The sequence below is a fragment of the Spirosoma flavus genome, assembly GCF_054778555.1.
This window is the reverse complement of the sequence record NZ_BAAGZL010000007.1, coordinates 234,626-256,410: the sequence shown is the minus strand read 5'-3', so window position 1 is coordinate 256,410 and position 21,785 is coordinate 234,626. Positions and strand designations below refer to the sequence as shown.

The following is a 21,785-nucleotide window of genomic DNA, read 5'->3' as shown; positions in this document are numbered from 1 at the left end:
CAGGACAATTCTGGATACCATCGACTGATGACTAATCCGTATGAAACTAAAACTTTCTGAAATACTGATGCTGTCGGCAGCGGCCGGTTTTATGATACTCTGGATTGCTGAGTATCAGCGGACAAGCTTTGCCGAAAGTTATTGGTTACTCATGCTATGCCTTGGCTTTCTGCTAGCCTTCCAATATTTCAAAAATCGGCGGCTTGACCGGGAAAAAGCCGTTTCCCCCACTATCAAACAGATGGTGGAGGACAGAAAGAAGAAAAAGAAATGAATGAAAAGTGATGAGTGATAAGCGGTGAGCGATGAGTTTGCTGACGCCAGTCTTGGCTGAGTACGTCAGCAAACTCATCGCTCACCGCTTACCACTCATCACTCAAACTATGGAACCTATCGCCCTTTTATTTGGAGCCTTACTCGCCCTGGTGCTGGCCGGTTTTTTTTCGGCGGTGGAGATGGCATACGTGTCGGTCAATCGGCTGTATTTCGAATTACACAGCAAACAGGGGCCACTTGGCGAGAAACTGGTTTCGGGCTTTCTCAAAAATCCCATTCTATTTATCGGCACTACGTTGACGGGCAATACGCTGTTTCTGGTTATTTATACGGTGCTGGGCGTAGTGGCGTTGAATCCGTTGTTAATGGACATTTTGCCCGAATCCTGGGGTACGTCGGTCTTTACGCTGGTCGCCCTCGAAACACTGATTTTAACCCTGATTTTCCTACCCCTCGCCGACTATTTACCTAAAAGCCTGGCCCTAATTCATCCCGACCGCTTTCTGGAGATGCTGGCCGTGCCCATCTGGGTAATTTATAAAACTATTGCTCCGGTAGTACGCGTGCTTGTTGGGACGTCCCGGTTTTTCATCCGCTACGTAATGGGGAAGAAAAACCCGGAAATACGCCCGGTTTTTGGGCTTACTGACTTGAATCAATATCTCCAGCAACTGAATCAAAAAGCTGATATAGAGAAAGATGTAGATGTTGATACGCAGATTTTCAACAATGCGATCGAGTTCCGGGATGTACGCGTGCGCGATTGTATGGTGACCCGTACCAACATCAATGCAGTGGCCGTTGATGATACAATTGACGAACTTCAACAGGTTTTTCAGGATAGCGGGCACTCGAAAATCGTGGTTTACCGCGACACTATCGACGACGTGATTGGATACTGCCATGCGTTGGCTATGTTTAAAAAACCAGCGACTATTGAGGAAATCATTACGCCGTTGATAACTGTTCCTGAAACCATGCCCGCCCAGTATTTGCTGCTACGTTTCCTTTCGGAACGCAAGAGCATGGCGCTGGTGGTCGATGAGTTTGGTGGAACGGCGGGTATTGCTACGGTTGAAGATATGGTTGAACAGATTTTCGGCGAAATCCAGGATGAATACGATACCAACGAAGATTGGGTTGAGCAACAACTCGACGATCGTACCTGGCTTCTGAGCGCCCGTCATGAAATTGACGAACTGAACGAAACCTACGGCTGGTCGATTCCTGAAGGCAGTTACGATACGTTGGGCGGGTTGATTCTGAACATACATGAAGATGTTCCTCAGGTTGGAGAAGTAATTGAACTATCCCCTTTTACGTTTACAATCATGTCGATGGACGGCACCCGAATCGATACGGTAAAAGTTCATCTGGGCCGCGAATAAATCCTCCTTTTCTATGAAAATCTGCGTACTACTTTTATCAGGAATCCTGTGTATGAGCCATCTAACCGTTACGTCAGCTACATCATCTAACGCACCTGAATCGAAGCCAGGTATTGAAACAACCCGTTTTGGTACGTTCCCCGACGGACGCGAGGTTAAACTGTTTACGCTTCAGAACGCGGCTGGAATGGTAGTGAAAATTACCAATTATGGAGGCTATATTGTTTCGATCATGACTCCTGATAAGTCAGGAAAACTGCAGGACGTAGTACTCGGCGCGGCAACTTTCGATGATTATATAAAAGGAACACCGAGTCTTGGACCCATCATTGGGCGATATGGAAACCGGATCGGTAAAGCGAGATTTACGCTCGACGGTAAAGAGTATACGCTGGCCCCTAACAATAATGGTAACCACATCCATGGCGGACCGAAAGGTTTCGACAAACAACTCTGGAACGCTACTCCGGTAGATGGCAACGAACCAGCGGTTGTGCTTACGTATCTGTCCAAAGATGGCGAAGAAGGCTATCCCGGCAACCTCTCGGTGGAAGTAACGTATACTCTCCAGAAAGACAACGCACTACGTATCGACTACAAAGCCACAACTGATAAACCCACCGTGTTTAATCCGACGAATCACGCCTATTTCAACCTGAACGGCCGTAAAACGGATATTCTCAATGAGGTATTAACGATTAACGCGGATAAAGTTCTGGCAACTGATAGTCAGCAAATTCCAACGGGAGAATTAAAATCGGTAGCGGGTACTCCGTTCGATTTTAGAAAACCGATGGTCATTGGCGAACGTATCAACGACACGACCGATACGCAGATTAAGTACGGCAAAGGTTATGACCACTGCTGGGTATTTACCGATAAATCGAACAAACTGAAACTGGGTGCTACGGTTTACGACCCAACCAGCGGACGGCAGATGGACGTATTGACTACTGAGCCTGCCGTTCAGGTTTATACGGCGAACAACTTAAATGGTAAGTTCATCGGTACTGATGGCATTGCCTACACCAAGCGGTTTGCCGTTTGCCTCGAAACGCAGCACTTCCCCGATTCGCCCAACAAACCCGATTTCCCAACCACGACGCTACGTCCGGGCGAAACATTTAAAAGCGCGACCGTTTATAAATTTTCGGTGAAGTAGGACAAGTCTGTGTATTTTTGCCGACTTACTTTCTCTAATTCTCTGTGGATTCTTTGACTGTTCAACAAACGGTAGCGCGTTACCTGCTTGATGTGAAGGCTGTTCGATTGCGCCCTAACGAGCCTTTTACCTGGAGTTCGGGCTGGAAATCGCCCATTTACTGCGACAACCGCGTTACGTTAGCATATCCCGAAGTACGTAGTTTCATAAAGAATGCGCTGGCGGATGCCATCCGACAACATTTTCCTGATGTTCAGGTAATTGCAGGTGTGGCTACGGCGGGCATTCCGCAGGGTGCCCTAGTGGCCGATACGTTGGGGCTTCCCTATTGCTACGTTCGGCCTGAGCCAAAAGCGCACGGAATGGGCAAGCAAATTGAAGGGTATCTGGAACCTGGCGTGCAGCATCGTATCGTTGTGATTGAAGATTTGATTTCGACGGGCGGTAGTTCGTTGAAAGTAGTCGACGTATTGCGGGCGAATGGCGCCGACGTATTAGGTATGGCGGCAATTTTCACCTATGGTTTTCCGCTGGCCGCCCAGAATTTTGATACTAAAAGTGTGCCTTTAGTGTGCCTGAGCGACTATGACACGTTACTGAAAGAAGCACAGGCCCTCGACTATATTTCGGCAGACGCTATGGAATCGCTGGCCACCTGGCGGCAGAATCCCGCCGAATGGGGGCGATAGACCAATAAATGCCTGAGTAGTTACGTAGCGCGGCCAGTAGGTCGCGCTACGTATTTTAATACATCTTTTCGTAGTACTCCGCAGCCATCCGGTTAGCGCCAAAATAACTGTTCACGTCGTTCATGCTACGTAGCACCAGCGCCTGCCAGTCGACAGGACGGTTGTAATACATCGGCAGAATTTCGTTTTCTAACAAGTTGAAAAGGCCATCGCGATCATGCTCATCACGAGCGTGGTCAGGGAGGAGCGGGTCGGCGGTAGGGACCAGGAAACTATTTTCGCCGGGTCGGGAAAATTCGCGTACCCAGCCATCGTTGGTTGAGATGTTCACTGCTCCGTTCATGGCAGCTGTCATACCACTGGTTCCTGACGCTTCTCGGTTCACAATTGGCGTGTTGAGCCAGCCGTCGGCACCGTCTTTCAATAGTTTTGACAAGCCCAGTTCGTAGCCCGTCAATACCGCCATATTAGGATAAAGATGGCTCAGGTAATACAATTGATTGAATATGTTCATCGAGCCATAATCCAGCGGATACGGTTTGCCCGCCCAGATAATCTGCACCGGAAAATCGGTTCGCCTAAGCAATTGGCTAAAACGTTCAATATCCTGTGAAAGAAGATCGGGACGTTTGTAAGTAGCAAATCGGCGGGCCCATACCAGGGTTAATACGTTGGGATTGAATAGTTTACCAACCTGATCGGCTACTAAACGAAACAGCGGCTTTTTGAGCTCGATTTTTCGGGCAGCAATGGCTTCCGTATTTTCGGCTACCCGAGCCGCTTCCATCTCGCCATCAGTCCAGTAGCGTTGATTTTGAGCATTTGTTATGTGAGTGATTGGGCAAATCCCATCGAATCGTCCCCACATTTGCCGGGCTACTTCGCCGTGCAGTTTCGATACGCCATTTGCATTCCGGCTCAAACGCAAGGCCACCAGCGAATGGTTAAATACATTGTCTTGTGTACCGGTTAGCTCCCGAACTTTATCGAGCGACACTCCCCCAAAGAAACCCATTTCGTATAGCAGATTAATATCGTGCTTTTCATTCCCGGCTTCCTCAGGCGTATGGGTCGTGAAAACCAGCCGCTGTTTCACTTTATTGATCGTTCCCACTTTCTGGTATAAATAAAAAGCGGCCGATAAAGCGTGTGCTTCATTAAGGTGATAGACATCGGGAGACGCCCCCAACGCATCGATCAGTTTGGCCCCGCCGATGCCCAGTATCATACATTGCGCAATTTTCATGCGTACATCATTGTCATACAGCCGATACGAAATGGCGCGCGTGTTACTATCGTTTCCATCAACGTCGGTCGTCAGGAAGAAAAGCGGAACTGTCTGAAACGTGGTAGGTTCCAGGTAATAAGCCCTCACCCGAACGGGCGTTTGATAGACATCAACCGTAAACTCAATGCCGGTATCCTGCAAAAACGAGTAGATTTTTTCGCGAAACTGCACATCCATCGAGTTGTCGGTTTTACGCACCTGGTCGTAATAGCCGTATTTCCACAACATACTGATACCGATGAGATTCTGGTTGAGTTCGTAGGCGCTTCTCATATGCGACCCGGCCAGAAACCCCAGACCACCTGAGTAAGTTTTTAGAGCCTGATCGACAGCTATTTCCATGGAGAAATAGGCGACAGATTTCTTAAAGTGATCATTGATAGTATACGGAACTGGAAACTGCGAAGGGAGTTGCGAAATCATAAACGTTTCATTTAGATCAATCAGGACGTAACGATATATCCTGGTTTTTTGCAATAAAATACAAAAACGCTTATAAATCACGCATTGATTAAGAAGAGCTTGGGGAATTGCGAGAAAATGTAAACCGACATTACACCCAAAACTTTCCTGAAAAAAATTTGCATAATACTGAGTATTATTTGAATTATCTCCCCTATTAACCAGTGCACGCCGTATCTGAAACGTAGTAAAATAATCGTTGAATGCCTGGTAGTAAATAGATTATGCTAAAATCTAACACGGAGCATCAAGCCGAACGTAGGTGGGAGAAAACAGATGAAACGTTACTCTGGCAGCAATTCAGGGAAGGACAGCAGGAGGCTTTTCAGACACTGGTTCAGCATTTTTACCGGGAACTGCATTTTTATGGCGGGCGCTTCACCCGCGATTCTGACTTGCTCAAAGATTGTCTTCAAGATTTGTTTCTGGACTTGTGGACGTACCGACATAAGATTGTCCAGACCGCTTACATCCGGCCTTATCTCTATAAATCGCTACGTCGAAAAATTCACCGCGAAGTGTTACGTAGCACGTCAATAGTTAGCGAAGAAAACATTCCGTTTGATGACGTCAGCTCGGAAGAAATTACGGCTGAACAGGCGCTAATACGCACTGAACTATCTGAATATCAGACCACAAAACTGAACAATTTATTAAATCAATTATCTGATCGTCAGCGAGAAGCCATTCACCTGAAATTTTACGCGGAACTCTCGAACGACGAAATAGCCGACGTGCTGGCTGTCAACAAACAGTCGGTTGCCAATTTGCTGCACCGGGGATTAAGTCGTTTGCGGGAAAGCTGGCCATCACTACTATCATTGTTCGGAAGCTGGTTGATGGCTCACTCGTTTCCTAAATAATCACGATGTACTGAGTATCAACTGTCTGCTACGTTCCTATTAACGACCGAACCGATATTGCTCATACACGCTATGAAAACGTATCAACACTATACTGTCGAAGATTTTCTAACCGATGACTGGTTTCTGGCGTGGATAAAACACGACCAGCCCGAAGCCCGGCGGTTTTGGGAAAATTGGCAGCAGCAAAACCCAGCCCGACGCGCTACGTTGTTGCTAGCCAAGGACATGGCCGAAGCGCTGAAAAATAGGCCGCACAATCTTTCCGCCGATCAGGAACGTTTGGAAGTGGAACAAATAGTGAAACTGACTCGACATGTACAAAGCCAACCTCGTTGGGTAGTGCTTAGAAATTCGTGGCAAAGATACAGTTTAGCGACTGCGGCTTTGGTACTGATTGTGCTGGGCGGATTCTGGTGGGTTGTTCAAAAACGAGATACACCTTCCGCGATTGTAGCCACAGGCAGTGAATTTCCGAATGAAGTCAAATCGCTACGTAGCGACTGGGTCAATCAGGTAAACGGTACGTCACAGCCGGTACGTATCGCCCTACCCGATGGCAGTCAGATGACGCTTATGGCAAACAGTCAGGCGTCATACCCGCGTTCGTTCGGGGCTGATAAACGGGAAGTAAACCTGAAAGGCGACGCTCTATTTTCGGTCGTTCACGAAGGCAAACGTCCGTTTCTGGTTTACAGTGGTACGTTGGTGACGCGCGTGCTGGGTACGCAGTTTCGTGTGCAGGCACGTCCGGGCGAAAGCCAGATGAAAGTGTCGGTTATATCGGGGAAGGTGTCGGTTATGGGGCAAAAAGACTGGCTGGCTACGCGAACATCTTCCAGTAATCATGTGCCGGGCGTGGTCCTGACGGCCAATCAGCAGGTAACTTACAATTCGAGTCAGAACAGTTACCAGAAAGAACTGGTGGCCAAACCAGCAATTTTACCCAACGTATCGGAAACCTCAGAAACCTTCAATTTTGACGATACCCCGGTTGTGAACGTATTCGAGCGGTTGAAAAAAGCCTATGGCGTAGAAATTATTTATGATACGTCGGCGCTTCGACATTGCACATTGACGGCATCGCTGGCGGGTGTGTCGCTATACGATCAGCTTCAATTGCTCTGCGCATCGATTGGTGCTACGTACGAAGTGGTCGATACACGGATCATTATTACGAGTAAGGGCTGTTCATAACGCTTGTATAAAAAAGCCCGCTATGCTACGAACATAACGGGCGAAATCGGACCAGTCTGGCGGCAATTTCGGGCCAGCGCCAACTGGTGAAGCTACTCCTTTGCCCGGAATAACTAGACCTACCCCCAAGATATGTACAAGTTTACAAACCACGAAACGATTCGGGTTCTTATGCGAATTTCGCTCCTCCAATTGTTGCTCACGATTATGCTGGCTAACGGAGTGCTAGCGGCTAATGCCCAGGAACTTCTCGAACAGCGAATAAGCGTGCGGCTTGAAAACAATACGGTCCGTCAGGCATTACTGGCGCTGGAAAAAACCGCACACGTTAAATTCGTCTACAGTCGGCAGGTTGTGCAGATCGATCAGAAAGTATCGCTGGCAGCCACAGACGAAAAACTGGCCAACATACTGGATCGTTTACTGAGACCTTTACAGCTTCGCTATACCGTTACCGGGAGCCAGATTGCCATTGTTCCGGGTCCGGTTGGGGTTGGCGACTTACAGCCCATCCAATCTACTGCTCCAGCGCAGCCGGCTGATCGGTCACTTTCGGGAACCGTCAAAAGTGAAACAGGTGACGGACTTCCGGGAGTAAGTGTGGTTGTCAAAAACACCACACGCGGAACCACAACCGATGCAGACGGGAAATACCGGTTGACTATTCCCGACGGATCGGCCACTACGTTGGTTTTTTCCTTTGTCGGTTACCAGAACCAGGAAATAGCTGTCGGCAATCGCACGACTATCGATCTTCAGATGACACCAGACGACAAATCACTTTCTGAAGTGGTTGTGGTTGGCTATGGTACCGTAAAAAAAAGTGATTTAACCGGTTCCTTGTCGCAGGTTAAAGCCAAAGAACTAAACGCTTACCCGGCTTCGAACGTATTGCAGGCGTTACAGGGGCGCGCGGCTGGGGTGCAGGTGCTGCAAAACACGGGTGCTCCGGGTGGGGGCGTCAGCGTCAGGATTCGCGGGACCAACTCGCTTCAGGGCAGTAACGAGCCGCTGTACGTAGTAGATGGATTTCCAATTAGTGGCGCTAATCCTACCCAACTCAACAATGCGGATATCGAAAGTATCGAGATCCTGAAAGATGCGTCGGCGACGGCTATTTATGGCTCGCGCGGTGCCAATGGTGTGGTACTGATTACCACAAAACGGGGAAAATCGGGCCAAACGCGAGTCGATATTGAAACCAGTTACAGCACCCAAAGTCTGCGCAAAAAGCTGGATTTGATGAATGCCAAAGAATATGCGCAGTTATACAACGAACAGGCCGTTAACGACAAACTGACTCCTTACTTTACGCAGGCACAAATTGACGCATTTGGGCAAGGGTTCGACTGGCAGGATCTTATTTTTCAGAAAGCGCCCATTAAAACGGCTTCGCTGAACATTAGTGGGGGAAACGATAAAACGCAGTTTTCGCTTTCGGGCAGTACGTTCAATCAGGAAGGTATCATCAAGGGAAGCAACTACAATCGGTATTCGCTACGTGCCAACATCAACCATACGATCAGTAACAAGTTCAGTGTCAGCTTCGCTGGTACGTTGTCGCGGCTGGAAACGGGCCAAAAGACCAACAGTGGCGGCAGCCGGGGAAACTCGATGATTGCCGGGGGTATTGCCGCACCTCCCACACTGACCCCGTATAACGACGATGGTACGTACCGGACACTGGCCATTGCTTACCCCTTCGTAGCCACCGACCTGATTAACCCACTCAATTATATCAATGAGCTGAGTAACAACACGAAAGCCAACGTAGCACTGCTCAATACTGCCCTGATTTTTAAGCCCATAGAATCCATCACCATCAAAATAGCGGGTGGTATTGAAAACCGTGACGACCGAACCGATAGCTACCGAACACTCAATTTTGTAAACTCAACAGGCTCGGCGTCGGTCAGTACCAGCCAGTTTACCAGCTTGTTGAGTGAAAATACCATTAGCTACAACAAAACGTTTCGGCAAAAGCACAGCATCTCGGCGGTGGCGGGCTTTACGTATCAGAACTTCCTGAAAACATCGTTAGGCGGCACTGGCGTAGGTTTTCTGAGCGACACGCCCGGAACCAATGACTTAGGCTCTGCTTCAACACCCGGAATTCCATCCTCCGACTATACCAAATCGGTATTATTGTCGTATCTGGGACGTATCAATTATTCCTACGATGGCAAATATTTGGCTACCGCTAGCATTCGTCGGGATGGGTCGTCAAAATACAGCGAAGGCGGGAAATGGGGGTATTTTCCGTCGGCGGCTCTGGCGTGGCGCGTTTCCAGCGAGGATTTTATGAAGAGTAACACCTTCATCTCTGACCTGAAAGTACGGGCAAGCTGGGGGCTTACGGGTAGTCAGGCTATTGATGCTTACGCTACGTTGAGTCAGTTGAGCTCGGGGAAAACCGTGTTGGGTGATGCCCTTTACAATACGTACGGCCCCGGCACAACCCTGCCCGGTAACCTGAAATGGGAAACGACTGAACAAAAGGATGTAGGTGTTGATTTTGGCATTTTTCAGAACCGGATTATCCTGACCGCCGATTACTACGTAAAAAATACCCGCGATTTGCTCACAACCGTAGCCCTGCCGGCGTCGCTTGGCTACAACACCACCATTCAAAACGTGGGCGAAGTTCAGAATACAGGCCTTGAACTGGGCATTGACAGCCGGGTACTGACGGGTGCGTTCAGGTGGGATGTTAACGCGAACGTATCGTTCAACCGCAACAAAGTCGTAAAACTTTACGGTGGTCAGGACGTACTGGGTGGTACTATCGGTGTGGTGGTCATTAACGACGTATCGAGTATTCTGCGCGAAGGTCGTCCCATTGGTCAATTCTGGGGATACGTAGAGGATGGCTATGACGATAAAGGAAAAATCAAATACAAAGACATCGACGGCGACAAGACGATTTCGACAAAAGACAAGACTTACATCGGAAACCCAAACCCGAAATACATTTTTGGCATCAATTCCACGATGTCGTATAAAAATCTGGAACTGACCATGTTCTGGCAAGGGGTTCAGGGCAACGATTTGTTTAACGCCAGTGCGATGGGCAGCACCATCGACTACGGTTTTGGTTTGAACATGCCTCGCGAAGTATTCCTGAATCACTGGTCAGCATCCAATCCCAACGCGAAATATCCCATTATCAGTAACAGCGTAAACGCCAAGTTATCGAACCGTTTCGTTGAAGATGGCTCCTACGTCCGTCTGAAAAACATCCAACTGGCGTATAATTTCCCCCTACAGAAATGGGGCGTAAACTGGGTAAAAAATGTGCAACTGTACGCGAGTGGCCAGAACCTGTTAACGTTTACAAAATACTCGTGGTGGGACCCTGAAGTTAACTCGAGTGGTGGCGCTTCGGCAACAACGCAAGGCATCGATTTTTACAGCTACCCCGTTGCCAAATCGATCACGTTTGGTTTGCGGGCAGGGTTTTAATAAAGAGCGAAATCGGGCTTCCGAAACGTAGCAAATGGCCGTATCTGACATTCTTTCACTCTTTGAAATACATGAAAAAACTCTTATTTCTCCTCCCCATATTCTGCCTCACAGCCTGTGAAAGTGAGCTGATCGAACAGCCCAAAGCGCTGGTTGTTGAATCGTTTTATAACACGGCCGCTGAAGTTGAAGCAGCTGCCAACCTGATTACAAGCCCGTTACGTAACAATAACATGAGTGTGTACGAAGCGACACTCGAAAGCCAGACCGATTATGCGTATGGTCGTGGAAGCTGGGCACCCTTATCTGATTTTCAGGGATTTGATGCCGCTAACATTACACGCGTATCGGGCTTGTGGAACACGTTTTATCTGAGCATTCGGAACGCCAATCTGGTCATTAAAAATGCGCCGAATGGTAAATCCATTAGTCAGACCGATGTAAAAAAGTACGTAGCGGAAGCCAAGTTTCTGCGGGCGTTCAATTATTTTCAGTTGGTACGTAACTGGGCAGGCGTACCGCTACGTACCGAAGCCAATATGACCGAAATTAATCTGAAACGTAGCACCGCCGATGAGGTCTATGCCCTGATTCTGGCCGATTTAACCGAAGCAGAAGCGAACCTGCCCGACAATCCGGTGGTAGCGGGCCGACCGACCAAATGGGCGGCTAAAACCATGCTTTCTGACGTGTATCTGCAACTAGGAAAATACACCGAAGCCCGCGACAAAGCGCTGGAAGTCATTAATTCCAAGAAATTCTCGCTGGTGCCGGTGACTACAAAAGCCGATTTTCAAACCAAAGTTTGGGGGCCTGAACTGGTATCGACCACCGAGGAAATTTTCTACCTCAAATACGCCCGACAGGTCAATCAGGGTAATTATATGCTCTGGATTACTAATCATCCCAATACCAAACTGTTCAATTTCGGGGGCGCTTACGCGGTTTATGGCGATGCAAACAGTGCATTCTACAAAGCCTGGGATAATGCTGATCTTCGGAAAGGGTTGTGGGACGTAGTGAATTTTGGCTTAGGTACAACTACCCTCGTTAGTTCAAAATTCATTGACCAACTTGCTGTGGGTCAGAACGGCGCTGGCAACGATGACCCGGTTTACGGCTTCTCCGACGTATTGCTCATCTACGCCGAAGCCGCTGCCCGAGTTGCTAACGCGCCAACCACCGAAGCCGTAGAAGCGCTGAATCAAGTGCATCGTCGGGCTTATGGCAAAGCAGTAAACACCGCTTCAACCATCGATTTTAAACTAGCTGATTACACCGCCACTACGTTCGTGAACGCGGTGTTAATGGAAAAAGCCTATGAGTTTCAATACGGTGGCAAACGCTGGCTGGAGTTGAAACGTACCGGTTTGGCTAAAACGATAATTCAGGCGTCCAAGGGCAAAGCGGTTCAGGATAAGCATTTGCTCTGGCCCATTCCGGTATCTGAACTGAACTATAATCTGGCGATTGATCCGGCAAAAGATCAGAATCCAGGGTATTAAACTCAAGCAAAAATTATGAAACGAAGATCAGTAATTGCCACATTGGGCGCACTTTCGCTGGGATCGGCCACCCCAAAACTGGCATCGGGCGAGGTGCTGAAAGAACCGTATAAACTGGTAAAAAAAACGCTGAAGACAGATATTCTGGTCATTGGCGGAGGAACGGCAGGCGTAGTGGCAGCCATTCAGGCGGGACGAGCGGGTCGGAGCATTATTTTGGTGGAAAACGGAAGTCAGCTTGGCGGAACGACCACGACTGGTGGCGTCGCCTATCCGGGTATCTTTTTTGCGTGGGGCAAGCAGGTTATTAGCGGAATCGGCTGGGAGATGGTGCAGGAAGCCGTGGTCCTGAACGACGATACGTTGCCCGATTTTTCAATTCCACACGGTAAACATCATCCACGCCATCAGGTTCGGCTAAACGGCCAACTCTACGCCATGCTGCTCGAAGAAAAATGCGTTGAAGCTGGCGTACAGCTTCGTTTTTACGAGACACCTATGCAGGTGAAACCCCAGGCTAACGGCTGGCTGGTGGAAACAGTTGGCAAGGGCGTGATGACCGAAATTTCCTGTAATCAACTTATCGACTGCACGGGAAATGCTTTCGTTACGTCGATGGCGGGCTTCGATGTGCTACGTGAATCGACTACGCAGCCCGGCTCGCTGATGTTCCAGATTGGTGGGTATGATTTCAATTCACTGGATCTGAAAGGGATTCAGGCCCGCTACCAGGAAGCCATTCAAAAAGGCGAACTGGAAAAACCCGATTTCCGGAACAACATCGTCGGCCTGTTGCGATCCAAAGGCGACAATATATCGCACGTACTGGGAGCCGATTCCACTACGTCGGAAACGCACACAGCCGCGAACATCAAGGGGCGAGCGGCTTTGCTCAAAACGCTACGTTTCCTGCGAACACTGCCCGGCTGCGAAAAAACCAAGATTATTGACGTACAGAACGAAACGGCGGTTCGGGAAACGTATCGCATCGACGGTCATTATAAAATTACCCACGCCGACTACGTAACGGGTAAGCTGTTCGATGATTCAGTTTCTTATTCGTACTATCCGATTGATGTGCACGACGAAAACGGCGTCGTTCCCGACCATTTGAAAGAAGGCGTCGTGGCGACCGTTCCACTGCGGGCGCTCATCCCGAAAAACAGTCGGAATTTTATTGTGGCGGGACGTAGTGTCAGCAGTGATCGGCTGGCCAATTCGGCCTTACGTGTGCAGGCATCGTGTATGGGTATGGGTCAGGCGGCTGGTGCAGCTGCCGTGCTGGCTACTATGCAGAACAAAACTCCGCTCGACGTATCGATGAGCGACCTCCGGAAACTTTTGGAACAACACGGCGCCATCGTTCCGGGAAGTGGCGCAAAAGGATAGGGCATGAGAGTCGACATGTTAGGGTATGGTTTCTGGCTATTTGTTACGTTATGCCTGTTGGTCTATGATGGGATCGGGCAGATACGTTATTTCCGTGCGCCAACCCTTTCGTTGAAGGCCGATACTACGTTGGCTTACGTAGTGGCTGCTGAGGATTCTATTGTGAACGATACCTTGTTTCAGATGCGCTCGAAAGAGGGCCTCCCGGTTACGTATTACCGTAAAATCAAAACCAGTGTTTGTTTTGATAATAAGTGTCGATTGCTGAAAGTGACGCTTTATTGGAATCCGACGGGCCGGTATTTGGGATTTCTGTTAGACAAAGGCGAGTTTTTGAGCAAATCCAAACACAAGCCGTTCAAAAAGGCCGAGTATGCACGAATGAGCGACATCCTGGCTGACCCTTTTTCTCCGTTGGCTACGTTAGCGTATACCGAAATTGCGCCGTCGGTGAAGCCGGCTGCCGTGGCCGATGAAGTCGACGGAGTGTCATCGGCTACGGCCAAAAACGTATTGGATTACGTAGTGGAAGGTGCCGCCTATACAACCTATACAATGTGGCACGTAGTTTATGGCCCAACGCAGGCGGAAGTGGCTCAGTTGACCCAGAAGTCATTATCACCTGAATTACTGCTGGCTATTCTGGAAAGCTCGGATGGACCGGATAAAATCTGGGCGCTAAACCATAGTAAAGGTTTGCCCCTAACACCGACGCTGCGGGATAAGCTGTTTACGTTCATCAATAACGATAGCTATAACCTGGCCGAACGGACAATTAAAGCACTAAACCCCGATGCTCAATCCGACCTGTGGCAGGTGTTGTTAATGACTAAACTAGCAACTACGAACTATGCAATCAATAAATTGATAATCAGTAAGTACCGAGACGTATCAGTACTAAATTCAGAAGTAAAAAAAGGTTTGGCTCAGCGTTTACAATCGCTGAATGGAGAATTAGTAACCACCATTCTGGACGTATTTCGCCACCATCACGTGGAAGATACTGAAACCAGCCTGCTGATTGCTGAACTCCTCAAAAATCAGAATGCATTCATTGCCCAAAAAGCCTATGCGTATCTGAAGAAGCTCCCACGTACCGATGCCGCAATAGCAGAAAAAATAGCTGATTATGAACGAACTAGATAGACAATGAGCACCTACTTTATCGGCTCTTGATTTTTATAGATAGTCAGCCTGGTAAACATCGAGCAATTCTCATTTTTGCCAGAGTTGCACCAATAAATCCTGGACGTGTTCTTCAACTACTGATGAATGATTCTGAACGGACTACTGGGTCTCAAATGGAATGGCTGTTGAGGGTATTTGCAAAGCGTTCAGCTAATTCAGTAATATCTTTCTGACGAACCAATCTCGCAACCCAATTATCGGGAAGAGCTTCAGGTCCGTAGAAGAGGCCTGCTAATCCACCAGTTACACAGGCAGTTGTATCAGTATCTCCTCCTAGATTAACGGCTTTCAATACAGCTTCACGGTAAGAATCCGTAGTTAAAAAGCACCATAAACTACTTTCCAGTGCATCAAGTACGTAGCCAGAACTTTGAATATCTTGCTCTTCAAATTGAGCTATATTTTGCGTGAGGATACGGGCAAAAAATTGCATTTCATCCGTTGAAAAGGATTGTTCGGAACTGTACCGATTCACTGACTCCTGCATTTTAGTATAAGCAATATCTTTATCTGCACTACGTAGTAACTCTCTGCCAAACTCAGTATAAATAAAACAGGCTATAACCGACCGAAAATGGTAATGAGTTATACCAGATACCAGCTTTATAACGCTAAATCGCCGATCTATGGAAGGTTCATCGGCCAGAAAGAATACCAAAGGTAAAATGCGCATTAACGAGCCATTGCCATTGTCGTGTTCTGTCATTCCGCCAGACAATTCAGGGCTTGTGCCGTTCATCAATTTTATAAGAGCGGATCTTGTAGCTCCGCCAATATCAAACACTTCATTGTGCGCTCCCCAGTAACCCTGTTGATACCACTTTATAAATTGATTAGCGATATCACTGATATTGAATCCATTACATAGGCTTTCTGCCGTGCAAAACAACATTGAACTGTCATCTGAAAATGTGCCGGGTGGTTGATTCCAGACACCGTAGCCTGTCATTTCCTGAACAGGATTACGAGTTAATAAAGCTCGTGACGAAAATTCAACTGGTACGCCTAGAGCGTCGCCGATGGCTGCACCGAGGAAGGCGCCTTTTATTTGGTCAAACATGGATTAAGAATTTTATGCAAAAAACTTAGGATAAACTGCCAAAACCACCGCCACCGGGCGTTTCGATACGGATACGTTCGCCGGTTTGCATGAGTCTTGTGAAAATGCCCGGTAACGTTTCACTACGTCCGTCGACGTGAATAAGCGCCTGACGACCGGTTTCGCCAGGTTTGCCGCCCTGTAAACCGTAGGGCGGCACGATGCGGTGCTGACTTAATAATGTAGCCTGAACGGGTTCGAGAAATTCAATCTCACGCAGGATGCCGGCGCCCCCACGCCACTTTCCCGCTCCACCCGAACCTGCGCGTATAGCAAACTGGTGCAGCCGAACCGGATAGCGCCGTTCAAATTCTTCCGGGTCAGTCAGTTTGGTATTGGTCATGTGCTGGTGTACCGCCGACCGGCCATCGGCACCGTCGGTTGCCCCAGTACCGCCACCAATGGTTTCGTAATAGCCGAAGCTACCGGAAGACGTGGGATTATTGGGATCGGCCGATTTCCCGAACAGAAAATTGTTCATCGTGCCCTGACTACAGGCTGCCAATCCAAATGCTTTCAACAACGTATCGACCAATCGTTGACTGACCTCAGTATTACCGCCCACTACCGCCGGGCAGGCCGACGAATCATCCGGAAAGATGGGATTCAAAAATGAGGAATCAGGTAAAACCAGCTCGACGGGAGCCATTAAGCCCTCATTGAGCGGAATATCTTTATCGCACCAGAGCCGTAATACGTATAAAATGGCGCTGTACAGAATCGAGATATTAGCGTTCAGATTGTTCGGATGAACCTCTGAAGTGCCAGTAAAATCAAACTTGAGCCGACCGTCATTGACAGCAATTGCAACCTGAATAACGTGCCCATCGTCGAGGGCTTCGCTGGCCCGAAAAGATTGCCCATTGAGTGGCTCAAGTACTGCCCCGATGGCGTTGGTGGCCGACTGCTTCAATTCCGCCATGTAATGATGTACCGTCGCTAAGCCATGTTGCCGAACTAACTCCTGTAGAGCCGATTCCCCCGCACGCAGTGACGCCAAAGCCGCTTCAATATCGGCCCGATTTTCGGTCAGAGCACGGGTTGGGTAAGTGCCGTCTACGAAATAAGAAGCAGTGCTACGTTGTCCCGAAGTGCCTTCTTCCCATAGAAACTTCCCTTTTTTCACGACGTACATAGGCTCCAGTACGACACCTTCCTCAATCAGCGAAACAGCATCGGGGGGCATTGAACCAGGCACTTTTCCACCTATTTCGGCGTGATGCGCCCGGTTGATAACGTACCCAATCAAAGCCGGAGAATCGTTATCCGGTTCGTCAGCAAAAACACCGCTGAGCAACGTTACGTCGGGTAGGTGCGAACCGCCATATTTGGGGTGATTCGTGATGATTACATCTCCCGGACCAAGTGGCAGTTTTTCCAGTACCAGCCGCGCACAAACGCCCAGGCTACCCAAATGAACTGGAATGTGGGGCGCGTTGGCAACCAGTTCCGCATTGGCATCGAGCAGAGCGCACGAAAAATCGAGCCGTTCCTTTACGTTTACCGAGAACGCAGTACGTTGTAATTGCGCGCCCATCTCTTCGGCAATGGCCCGAAAACGCTGCGTAAACAACTCCAACTGAACGATGGCGTCACCTTTTTCGGTCCCACCCAGCGTATCAGCATTCGTGTCACCTGGCAGGTCCGTCGCTACGTCGATATCGGCAATGAAATCGACAAGGGCGGTTCTGTCGGCCTGAACAACCAGCCGCCAGCCGGGTTCGATGAAGGCTGAGGACGTAGTATTGAGCAGCAATGCAGGACCACGGAACGTATCACCTTCCTGCAACTGTGTCCAGTCGAAAGCGGGGGTGGCATCGGCCCGGAACGTAGGCACAGCATGACGGTGACTGACCGGCGGTTCGTTGATCGGCGAGGTCTCCCCAACCGTACTGACAAGCACCCGAATGCTTTCTACTTCGATAGGGCGATTGGCTGGAAAATGGCCGTAGAGATGCTGATAACGCTCCTGAAAATGAGTTTCTAATTGATGGCTGTACGGCACGTCTACGGTTGCCTCCTGACCTGTCAGCCGGAGAAAAACCGTTGCTGATTTTTGCGTGACGGACACGTTCTCTCCAACATCCTGACGTAACGTCTGTACGGCTTCGCTGGTGAGTTCATTCACCCATTCGAGCAGATCAGAAGCCACGTCCGAGAGTGGTTTTAAAACTGTACGCGATGTCATGCGTTCAATCTGAGCCTGCCCGATGCCGTAAGCACTCAATAAACCACCGTCGAAGGGAAGTACCAGACTCTGTATATCGAGTAGCCGGGCAATCGCGCAACCGTGCAGACCGCCTGCTCCACCGAAAACCAGCAGGCTATACTCCTGAGGATCGAAGCCGCGCGCAACCGAGATTTTCCGGATGGCACCTGCCATGGTTTCGTTGGCGATACGTTCGAAACCACGTAGTACGTCCATGACAGTGGGTACGTGACCAGTTCTGGCAGTAATCTGCTGAATCACTCGATCCAGAGCCTCCTGCGCTTTTTCAGGAAATACCGGAATCCCAAACTGTTGCGGATGGAGTTTACCCAATAGCAGATTGACATCCGTTATGGTAAGCAGCAAGGGCTGACCGGCTCTACTGGCGCCGTAGCAGGCGGGCCCCGGAGTAGCACCAGCACTTTGCGGCCCCACACGAAGCTGGCCCGACGTAGTACCGTGTTCTTCGAACCAGCAAATGGAACCACCGCCAGCCGCTACCGTTTCTATATCCAGCGATGGGAGTTGCAGTTCGAACGGCCCGATTTTCGTCGTGAATCGGTAGTCTGGACTGCCGTGGATTCGTGCTACGTCGGTACTGGTGCCCCCCATGTCGAGCGTTAACGTTTTCGACAACAGACTACTATCGGCAACCACAGCTGCACCAATAACGCCCCCCGCCGGTCCGCTCAGCAGACTATCTTTGGGTTGAAATAAATCGGCACGTACCAAGCCGCCCGAACTGGTCATGATACGTACCGATGCGCCCATTCCCAGCTGCTGCTGTACGTTGTCAAGATAAGCACGCATGACCGGCGTTAGATACGCATCGACAACGGTTGTCTGCGTGCGCGCTACGTATTGGGGTGTGGTCGATACGTCGGTTGAAATCGTTACGTAGGGAAAACCGGCTTTGTCCAGGGCCTGTCGGATTTGTTGTTCATGAACCGGATTTCGATAGGCATTAAGCAGCGATACGGCAACGGCGTCGGGTTTGCTTTTTTGAAGCTGCGTAATAAGGTGAGCAATCGTCTGTTCCGATAAATTGACCAGCGGTTGCCCTTGTGCTGTCATTCGTTCGTCAACTTCCAGTACCGAGTTGTACAGCAGGTCGGCGGGCGGAATGGCCAACTGAAACAGGTGCGGACGTTGTTGCGTACCGATAATCAGCAAATCCTTGAAGCCTTTCGTAACCAGTAATGCTACGTTCCCGCCCTTCCGCTCTAACAGGGCATTTGTCCCCTTTGTAGTACCAAGCCGCATTTCGAGCGGTGGAAATGGCTGGTTTAATAGGGTTTGAGTCAGTAACCGGGCAGCTAAAACAGGAGCTTCTTCACCCGTGAACAGTTCCAGCGTATAGCTAGCATCGGATGTAGCCCAATCTTCAACCAGGCCAGAATCGCTACGTAGTACGAGCGTCCCGTTTGTTTGCAGCGATTCTATCTGGAAAAGACTTTCCGTTTCGATGATACGTACCTGATAGCCATTGAAAATGGGAGCAGTCAGCCAGGGCGCTACGAATTTCCCATTTATAAACTGGCCACGCAATTTACTACTGCTTAGCACTTTAGCGCGATGTAGCTCGCCTTGCGGGGAGAGGGCAAGTCCATCAGTAAAAGTACCGCCGGTATCAATCCAGATTTGATGCATTACGTTCCGACTGAATCATTACGTTCCGCAACTGCGCGGGGCGGGTTCAGCAACGTAAAACTACAAAAGCAGTCCGTTTAAATAGTTAAACGAGCCTTTTGCAACGCCATTGACAACTGATTAATTACGTAAATCAATACCCGCCTGACGGTAAACGGCTACAAGTTCCGGCTTCGCTTCACCATCCGTTATCAATACATTAAACAGGCTCAAGGGTGCAAAATGAAAGTATTTATTGGTTTCCAGTTTCGAGGAATCGCACAGCAGATAAACCTTATCGCTTTGTCGGGCCATGTTGATGGCAGTGCTGGCTTCTTTCTCACTATTTCCACTCAAACCTTGCTGGAGTGAAATGCCATCAACCCCGATGAAAGCGCGTGTCGCCCGGTAACGCGTCATGTGCTCTTCAGCCATAAATCCATGAACGGCCTGCCGTTCTTTGTCGATTTCTCCCCCAATCAAATTAATAGATACTTCCGATTGCATGAGTTCATAAACAACTGGTAATGAATTGGTGATGACGGTAATACGTTTGTTTCGGATGAACTGACATAATCGAAAAACGGTGCTTCCACAGTCCATAAAAATAATGTCACCTTCCTCAATCTCCCGAGCAGCCAACTGGCAGATATAATCCTTTCGTTCGGAATTTACGGCTGTTTTATTCGCAAAACGATGCTGAACGGTAGCAAGACTTACTTTCATGGCTCCTCCCCTTGTCCGGTAAAGAAGACCAGATGCCGCCAATTGCACCAGATCGCGACGTATTGTCATCTCGGAAGTTTTAAGCAGGGTGGCCAGTTCGGGTACCTCAACACTGCCCAACTCTTCGACCGTTTGCACAATAATTCGCTTCCGTTGTTGGAAATTCATGACACATTGATTTGTTTTGTTCAAAAATAAACAAAAATGAACAATATTGAACAAATTACTGAAGAAAGGGTCCGTATTACGGAAGAAAAACTATTGTCAGACAACTGGTACGTTCTGAAACGGTACACATTTAACTATCTGGGAAACAACGGAAAATGGACAACACAGCAGCGTGAGGCTTATGATCGCGGAAATGGCGCTACCATTCTGCTGCATAATCCACAAGCAAATACGGTTATTCTGACCCGCCAGTTCCGTCTGCCAACGTTTGTAAATGGAAATGAGACCGGCCTGCTTATAGAAGCCTGTGCCGGTTTGCTCGACGACGAACATCCTGACGACGCTATCCGGCGCGAAATGGAAGAAGAAACGGGTTTCCGAATTGAGTCGGTGCAGAAGGTAATGGAAGCCTACATGAGTCCTGGTTCTGTAACTGAAAAGTTGTTTTTCTACATCGCCGAATATAGTAGTGACACCGAACGTAACGCGGGTGGCGGCATCGAAGAAGAAGAGATAGAAATCCTCGAACTACCCGTTACTGAAGCGATGGGAATGATCAAATCTGGTGAAATTCAGGATGGTAAAACTATCATGTTGTTGCAATATCTGCGGTTGCAGCAGCTGGCCTGACGCTCGGGCTTAATTCACCTAGTCATCACAAAAAGGCGCTACTATGCTGATCCTGATCGCTGGCCCGTATCGTTCCGGCACCAATGACGACAAAAAGCTGATCGCTCAAAACATGCACCGTATGGAAGAAGCCGCGCTGGCCGTTTATCGGTTGGGCCATACACCCGTCTGTGGAGAATGGCTTGCGTTGCCATTGATTCATGCAGCCGGTTCCACTCAACTCGGAGACGCTGTTTTCAACGAAATCTTTCACCCCGTCGCGGTACGTCTCATCGACCATTGCGATGGAGTGCTACGTGTCGGCGGGCCATCCGCAGGGGCTGATGAAATGATGAAACTGGCCCATCAGAAAGGGAAACAAACGTACTGGTCGATGGAGGAGTTACCAACAGACGTAAATCTGTAACTGATCGAGACCTGTACGTATACCGTTTACTCAAATGGAGAAATCTATT

General features: G+C 49.0%; 16 protein-coding genes. 12 read left to right on the top strand and 4 right to left on the bottom strand.

The features are described from left to right. The first annotated feature begins 40 nt into the window (after positions 1-40). From ACYVF1_RS28110 to pyrE, 4 genes are all read left to right on the top strand, one after another. Positions 41-274: a hypothetical protein gene (locus tag ACYVF1_RS28110; protein ID WP_461085266.1), complete on the top strand. Its 234-nt coding sequence runs from the start codon at positions 41-43 to the stop codon at positions 272-274. 109 nt (positions 275-383) lie between these two features. Next, the gene (locus ACYVF1_RS28105; RefSeq protein WP_461085264.1) at positions 384-1,664 is read left to right on the top strand and encodes a hemolysin family protein; all 1,281 of its coding nucleotides are present in this window, start codon (positions 384-386) and stop codon (positions 1,662-1,664) included. A 13-nt stretch (positions 1,665-1,677) separates the two neighbouring features. Further along, positions 1,678-2,826 (top strand): aldose epimerase family protein, encoded by a 1,149-nt coding sequence (locus ACYVF1_RS28100; protein ID WP_461085262.1) that lies wholly within the window; start codon positions 1,678-1,680, stop codon positions 2,824-2,826. 44 nt (positions 2,827-2,870) lie between these two features. Then, a complete protein-coding gene (pyrE, locus tag ACYVF1_RS28095; RefSeq protein ID WP_461085260.1) occupies positions 2,871-3,515 on the top strand; it encodes an orotate phosphoribosyltransferase in 645 nt (214 codons plus the stop codon). 55 nt (positions 3,516-3,570) lie between these two features. Here the strand turns inward: pyrE and glgP are convergent, their stop codons facing one another. After that, positions 3,571-5,226, bottom strand: a complete 1,656-nt coding sequence (gene glgP / locus ACYVF1_RS28090) for an alpha-glucan family phosphorylase (protein WP_461085258.1) — start codon at positions 5,224-5,226, stop codon at positions 3,571-3,573. Positions 5,227-5,489: 263 nt separating this feature from the next. Here glgP and ACYVF1_RS28085 point away from each other — a divergent pair, with 263 nt between their 5' ends. The 6 genes from ACYVF1_RS28085 (at position 5,490) to ACYVF1_RS28060 (ending at position 14,827) form a co-directional block, all read left to right on the top strand. Continuing rightward, positions 5,490-6,128 (top strand): RNA polymerase sigma factor, encoded by a 639-nt coding sequence (locus ACYVF1_RS28085; RefSeq protein ID WP_461085256.1) that lies wholly within the window; start codon positions 5,490-5,492, stop codon positions 6,126-6,128. Between the two features lie 72 nt (positions 6,129-6,200). Continuing rightward, positions 6,201-7,325, top strand: a complete 1,125-nt coding sequence (locus ACYVF1_RS28080; protein WP_461085254.1) for a FecR family protein — start codon at positions 6,201-6,203, stop codon at positions 7,323-7,325. A 132-nt stretch (positions 7,326-7,457) separates the two neighbouring features. Continuing rightward, positions 7,458-10,787 (top strand): TonB-dependent receptor, encoded by a 3,330-nt coding sequence (locus ACYVF1_RS28075; RefSeq protein ID WP_461085252.1) that lies wholly within the window; start codon positions 7,458-7,460, stop codon positions 10,785-10,787. Between the two features lie 71 nt (positions 10,788-10,858). Then, positions 10,859-12,292 (top strand): RagB/SusD family nutrient uptake outer membrane protein, encoded by a 1,434-nt coding sequence (locus ACYVF1_RS28070; protein WP_461085250.1) that lies wholly within the window; start codon positions 10,859-10,861, stop codon positions 12,290-12,292. 15 nt (positions 12,293-12,307) lie between these two features. Further along, a complete protein-coding gene (locus ACYVF1_RS28065; RefSeq protein ID WP_461085248.1) occupies positions 12,308-13,681 on the top strand; it encodes an FAD-dependent oxidoreductase in 1,374 nt (457 codons plus the stop codon). Between the two features lie 3 nt (positions 13,682-13,684). Next, entirely contained in the window at positions 13,685-14,827 is a 1,143-nt protein-coding gene (locus ACYVF1_RS28060) for a hypothetical protein (protein ID WP_461085246.1), read from the top strand. Positions 14,828-14,978: 151 nt separating this feature from the next. Here the strand turns inward: ACYVF1_RS28060 and ACYVF1_RS28055 are convergent, their stop codons facing one another. The 3 genes from ACYVF1_RS28055 to ACYVF1_RS28045 form a co-directional block, all read right to left on the bottom strand. Then, positions 14,979-15,929 (bottom strand): ADP-ribosylglycohydrolase family protein, encoded by a 951-nt coding sequence (locus ACYVF1_RS28055; protein WP_461085244.1) that lies wholly within the window; start codon positions 15,927-15,929, stop codon positions 14,979-14,981. 25 nt (positions 15,930-15,954) lie between these two features. Next, positions 15,955-19,827: a hydantoinase B/oxoprolinase family protein gene (locus ACYVF1_RS28050; RefSeq protein WP_461085242.1), complete on the bottom strand. Its 3,873-nt coding sequence runs from the start codon at positions 19,825-19,827 to the stop codon at positions 15,955-15,957. Positions 19,828-19,947: 120 nt separating this feature from the next. Next, positions 19,948-20,700, bottom strand: coding sequence for a DeoR/GlpR family DNA-binding transcription regulator (locus tag ACYVF1_RS28045; RefSeq protein WP_461085240.1), 753 nt, complete (start codon positions 20,698-20,700; stop codon positions 19,948-19,950). 36 nt (positions 20,701-20,736) lie between these two features. Here ACYVF1_RS28045 and nudK point away from each other — a divergent pair, with 36 nt between their 5' ends. Both nudK and ACYVF1_RS28035 read left to right on the top strand, forming a co-directional pair. After that, the gene (gene nudK / locus ACYVF1_RS28040; RefSeq protein WP_461085238.1) at positions 20,737-21,330 is read left to right on the top strand and encodes a GDP-mannose pyrophosphatase NudK; all 594 of its coding nucleotides are present in this window, start codon (positions 20,737-20,739) and stop codon (positions 21,328-21,330) included. Between the two features lie 43 nt (positions 21,331-21,373). Next, positions 21,374-21,736, top strand: coding sequence for a DUF4406 domain-containing protein (locus tag ACYVF1_RS28035; protein ID WP_461085236.1), 363 nt, complete (start codon positions 21,374-21,376; stop codon positions 21,734-21,736). The last annotated feature ends 49 nt before the right edge of the window (positions 21,737-21,785 follow it).

Excerpts from the sequence above, each read along its gene's own strand:
- ACYVF1_RS28100 (WP_461085262.1), top strand. The coding sequence starts at position 1,678 with ATGAAAATCTGCGTACTACTTTTATCAGGAATCCTGTGTATGAGCCAT.
- nudK (WP_461085238.1), top strand. The coding sequence starts at position 20,737 with ATGAACAATATTGAACAAATTACTGAAGAAAGGGTCCGTATTACGGAA.
- ACYVF1_RS28035 (WP_461085236.1), top strand. The coding sequence starts at position 21,374 with ATGCTGATCCTGATCGCTGGCCCGTATCGTTCCGGCACCAATGACGAC.
- glgP (WP_461085258.1), bottom strand. The coding sequence starts at position 5,226 with ATGATTTCGCAACTCCCTTCGCAGTTTCCAGTTCCGTATACTATCAAT.
- ACYVF1_RS28050 (WP_461085242.1), bottom strand. The coding sequence starts at position 19,827 with ATGCATCAAATCTGGATTGATACCGGCGGTACTTTTACTGATGGACTT.
- ACYVF1_RS28045 (WP_461085240.1), bottom strand. The coding sequence starts at position 20,700 with ATGAATTTCCAACAACGGAAGCGAATTATTGTGCAAACGGTCGAAGAG.
- ACYVF1_RS28110 (WP_461085266.1), top strand. The coding sequence starts at position 41 with ATGAAACTAAAACTTTCTGAAATACTGATGCTGTCGGCAGCGGCCGGT.
- ACYVF1_RS28075 (WP_461085252.1), top strand. The coding sequence starts at position 7,458 with ATGTACAAGTTTACAAACCACGAAACGATTCGGGTTCTTATGCGAATT.
- ACYVF1_RS28060 (WP_461085246.1), top strand. The coding sequence starts at position 13,685 with ATGAGAGTCGACATGTTAGGGTATGGTTTCTGGCTATTTGTTACGTTA.
- ACYVF1_RS28065 (WP_461085248.1), top strand. The coding sequence starts at position 12,308 with ATGAAACGAAGATCAGTAATTGCCACATTGGGCGCACTTTCGCTGGGA.
- ACYVF1_RS28070 (WP_461085250.1), top strand. The coding sequence starts at position 10,859 with ATGAAAAAACTCTTATTTCTCCTCCCCATATTCTGCCTCACAGCCTGT.
- ACYVF1_RS28055 (WP_461085244.1), bottom strand. The coding sequence starts at position 15,929 with ATGTTTGACCAAATAAAAGGCGCCTTCCTCGGTGCAGCCATCGGCGAC.
- ACYVF1_RS28105 (WP_461085264.1), top strand. The coding sequence starts at position 384 with ATGGAACCTATCGCCCTTTTATTTGGAGCCTTACTCGCCCTGGTGCTG.
- ACYVF1_RS28085 (WP_461085256.1), top strand. The coding sequence starts at position 5,490 with ATGCTAAAATCTAACACGGAGCATCAAGCCGAACGTAGGTGGGAGAAA.
- ACYVF1_RS28080 (WP_461085254.1), top strand. The coding sequence starts at position 6,201 with ATGAAAACGTATCAACACTATACTGTCGAAGATTTTCTAACCGATGAC.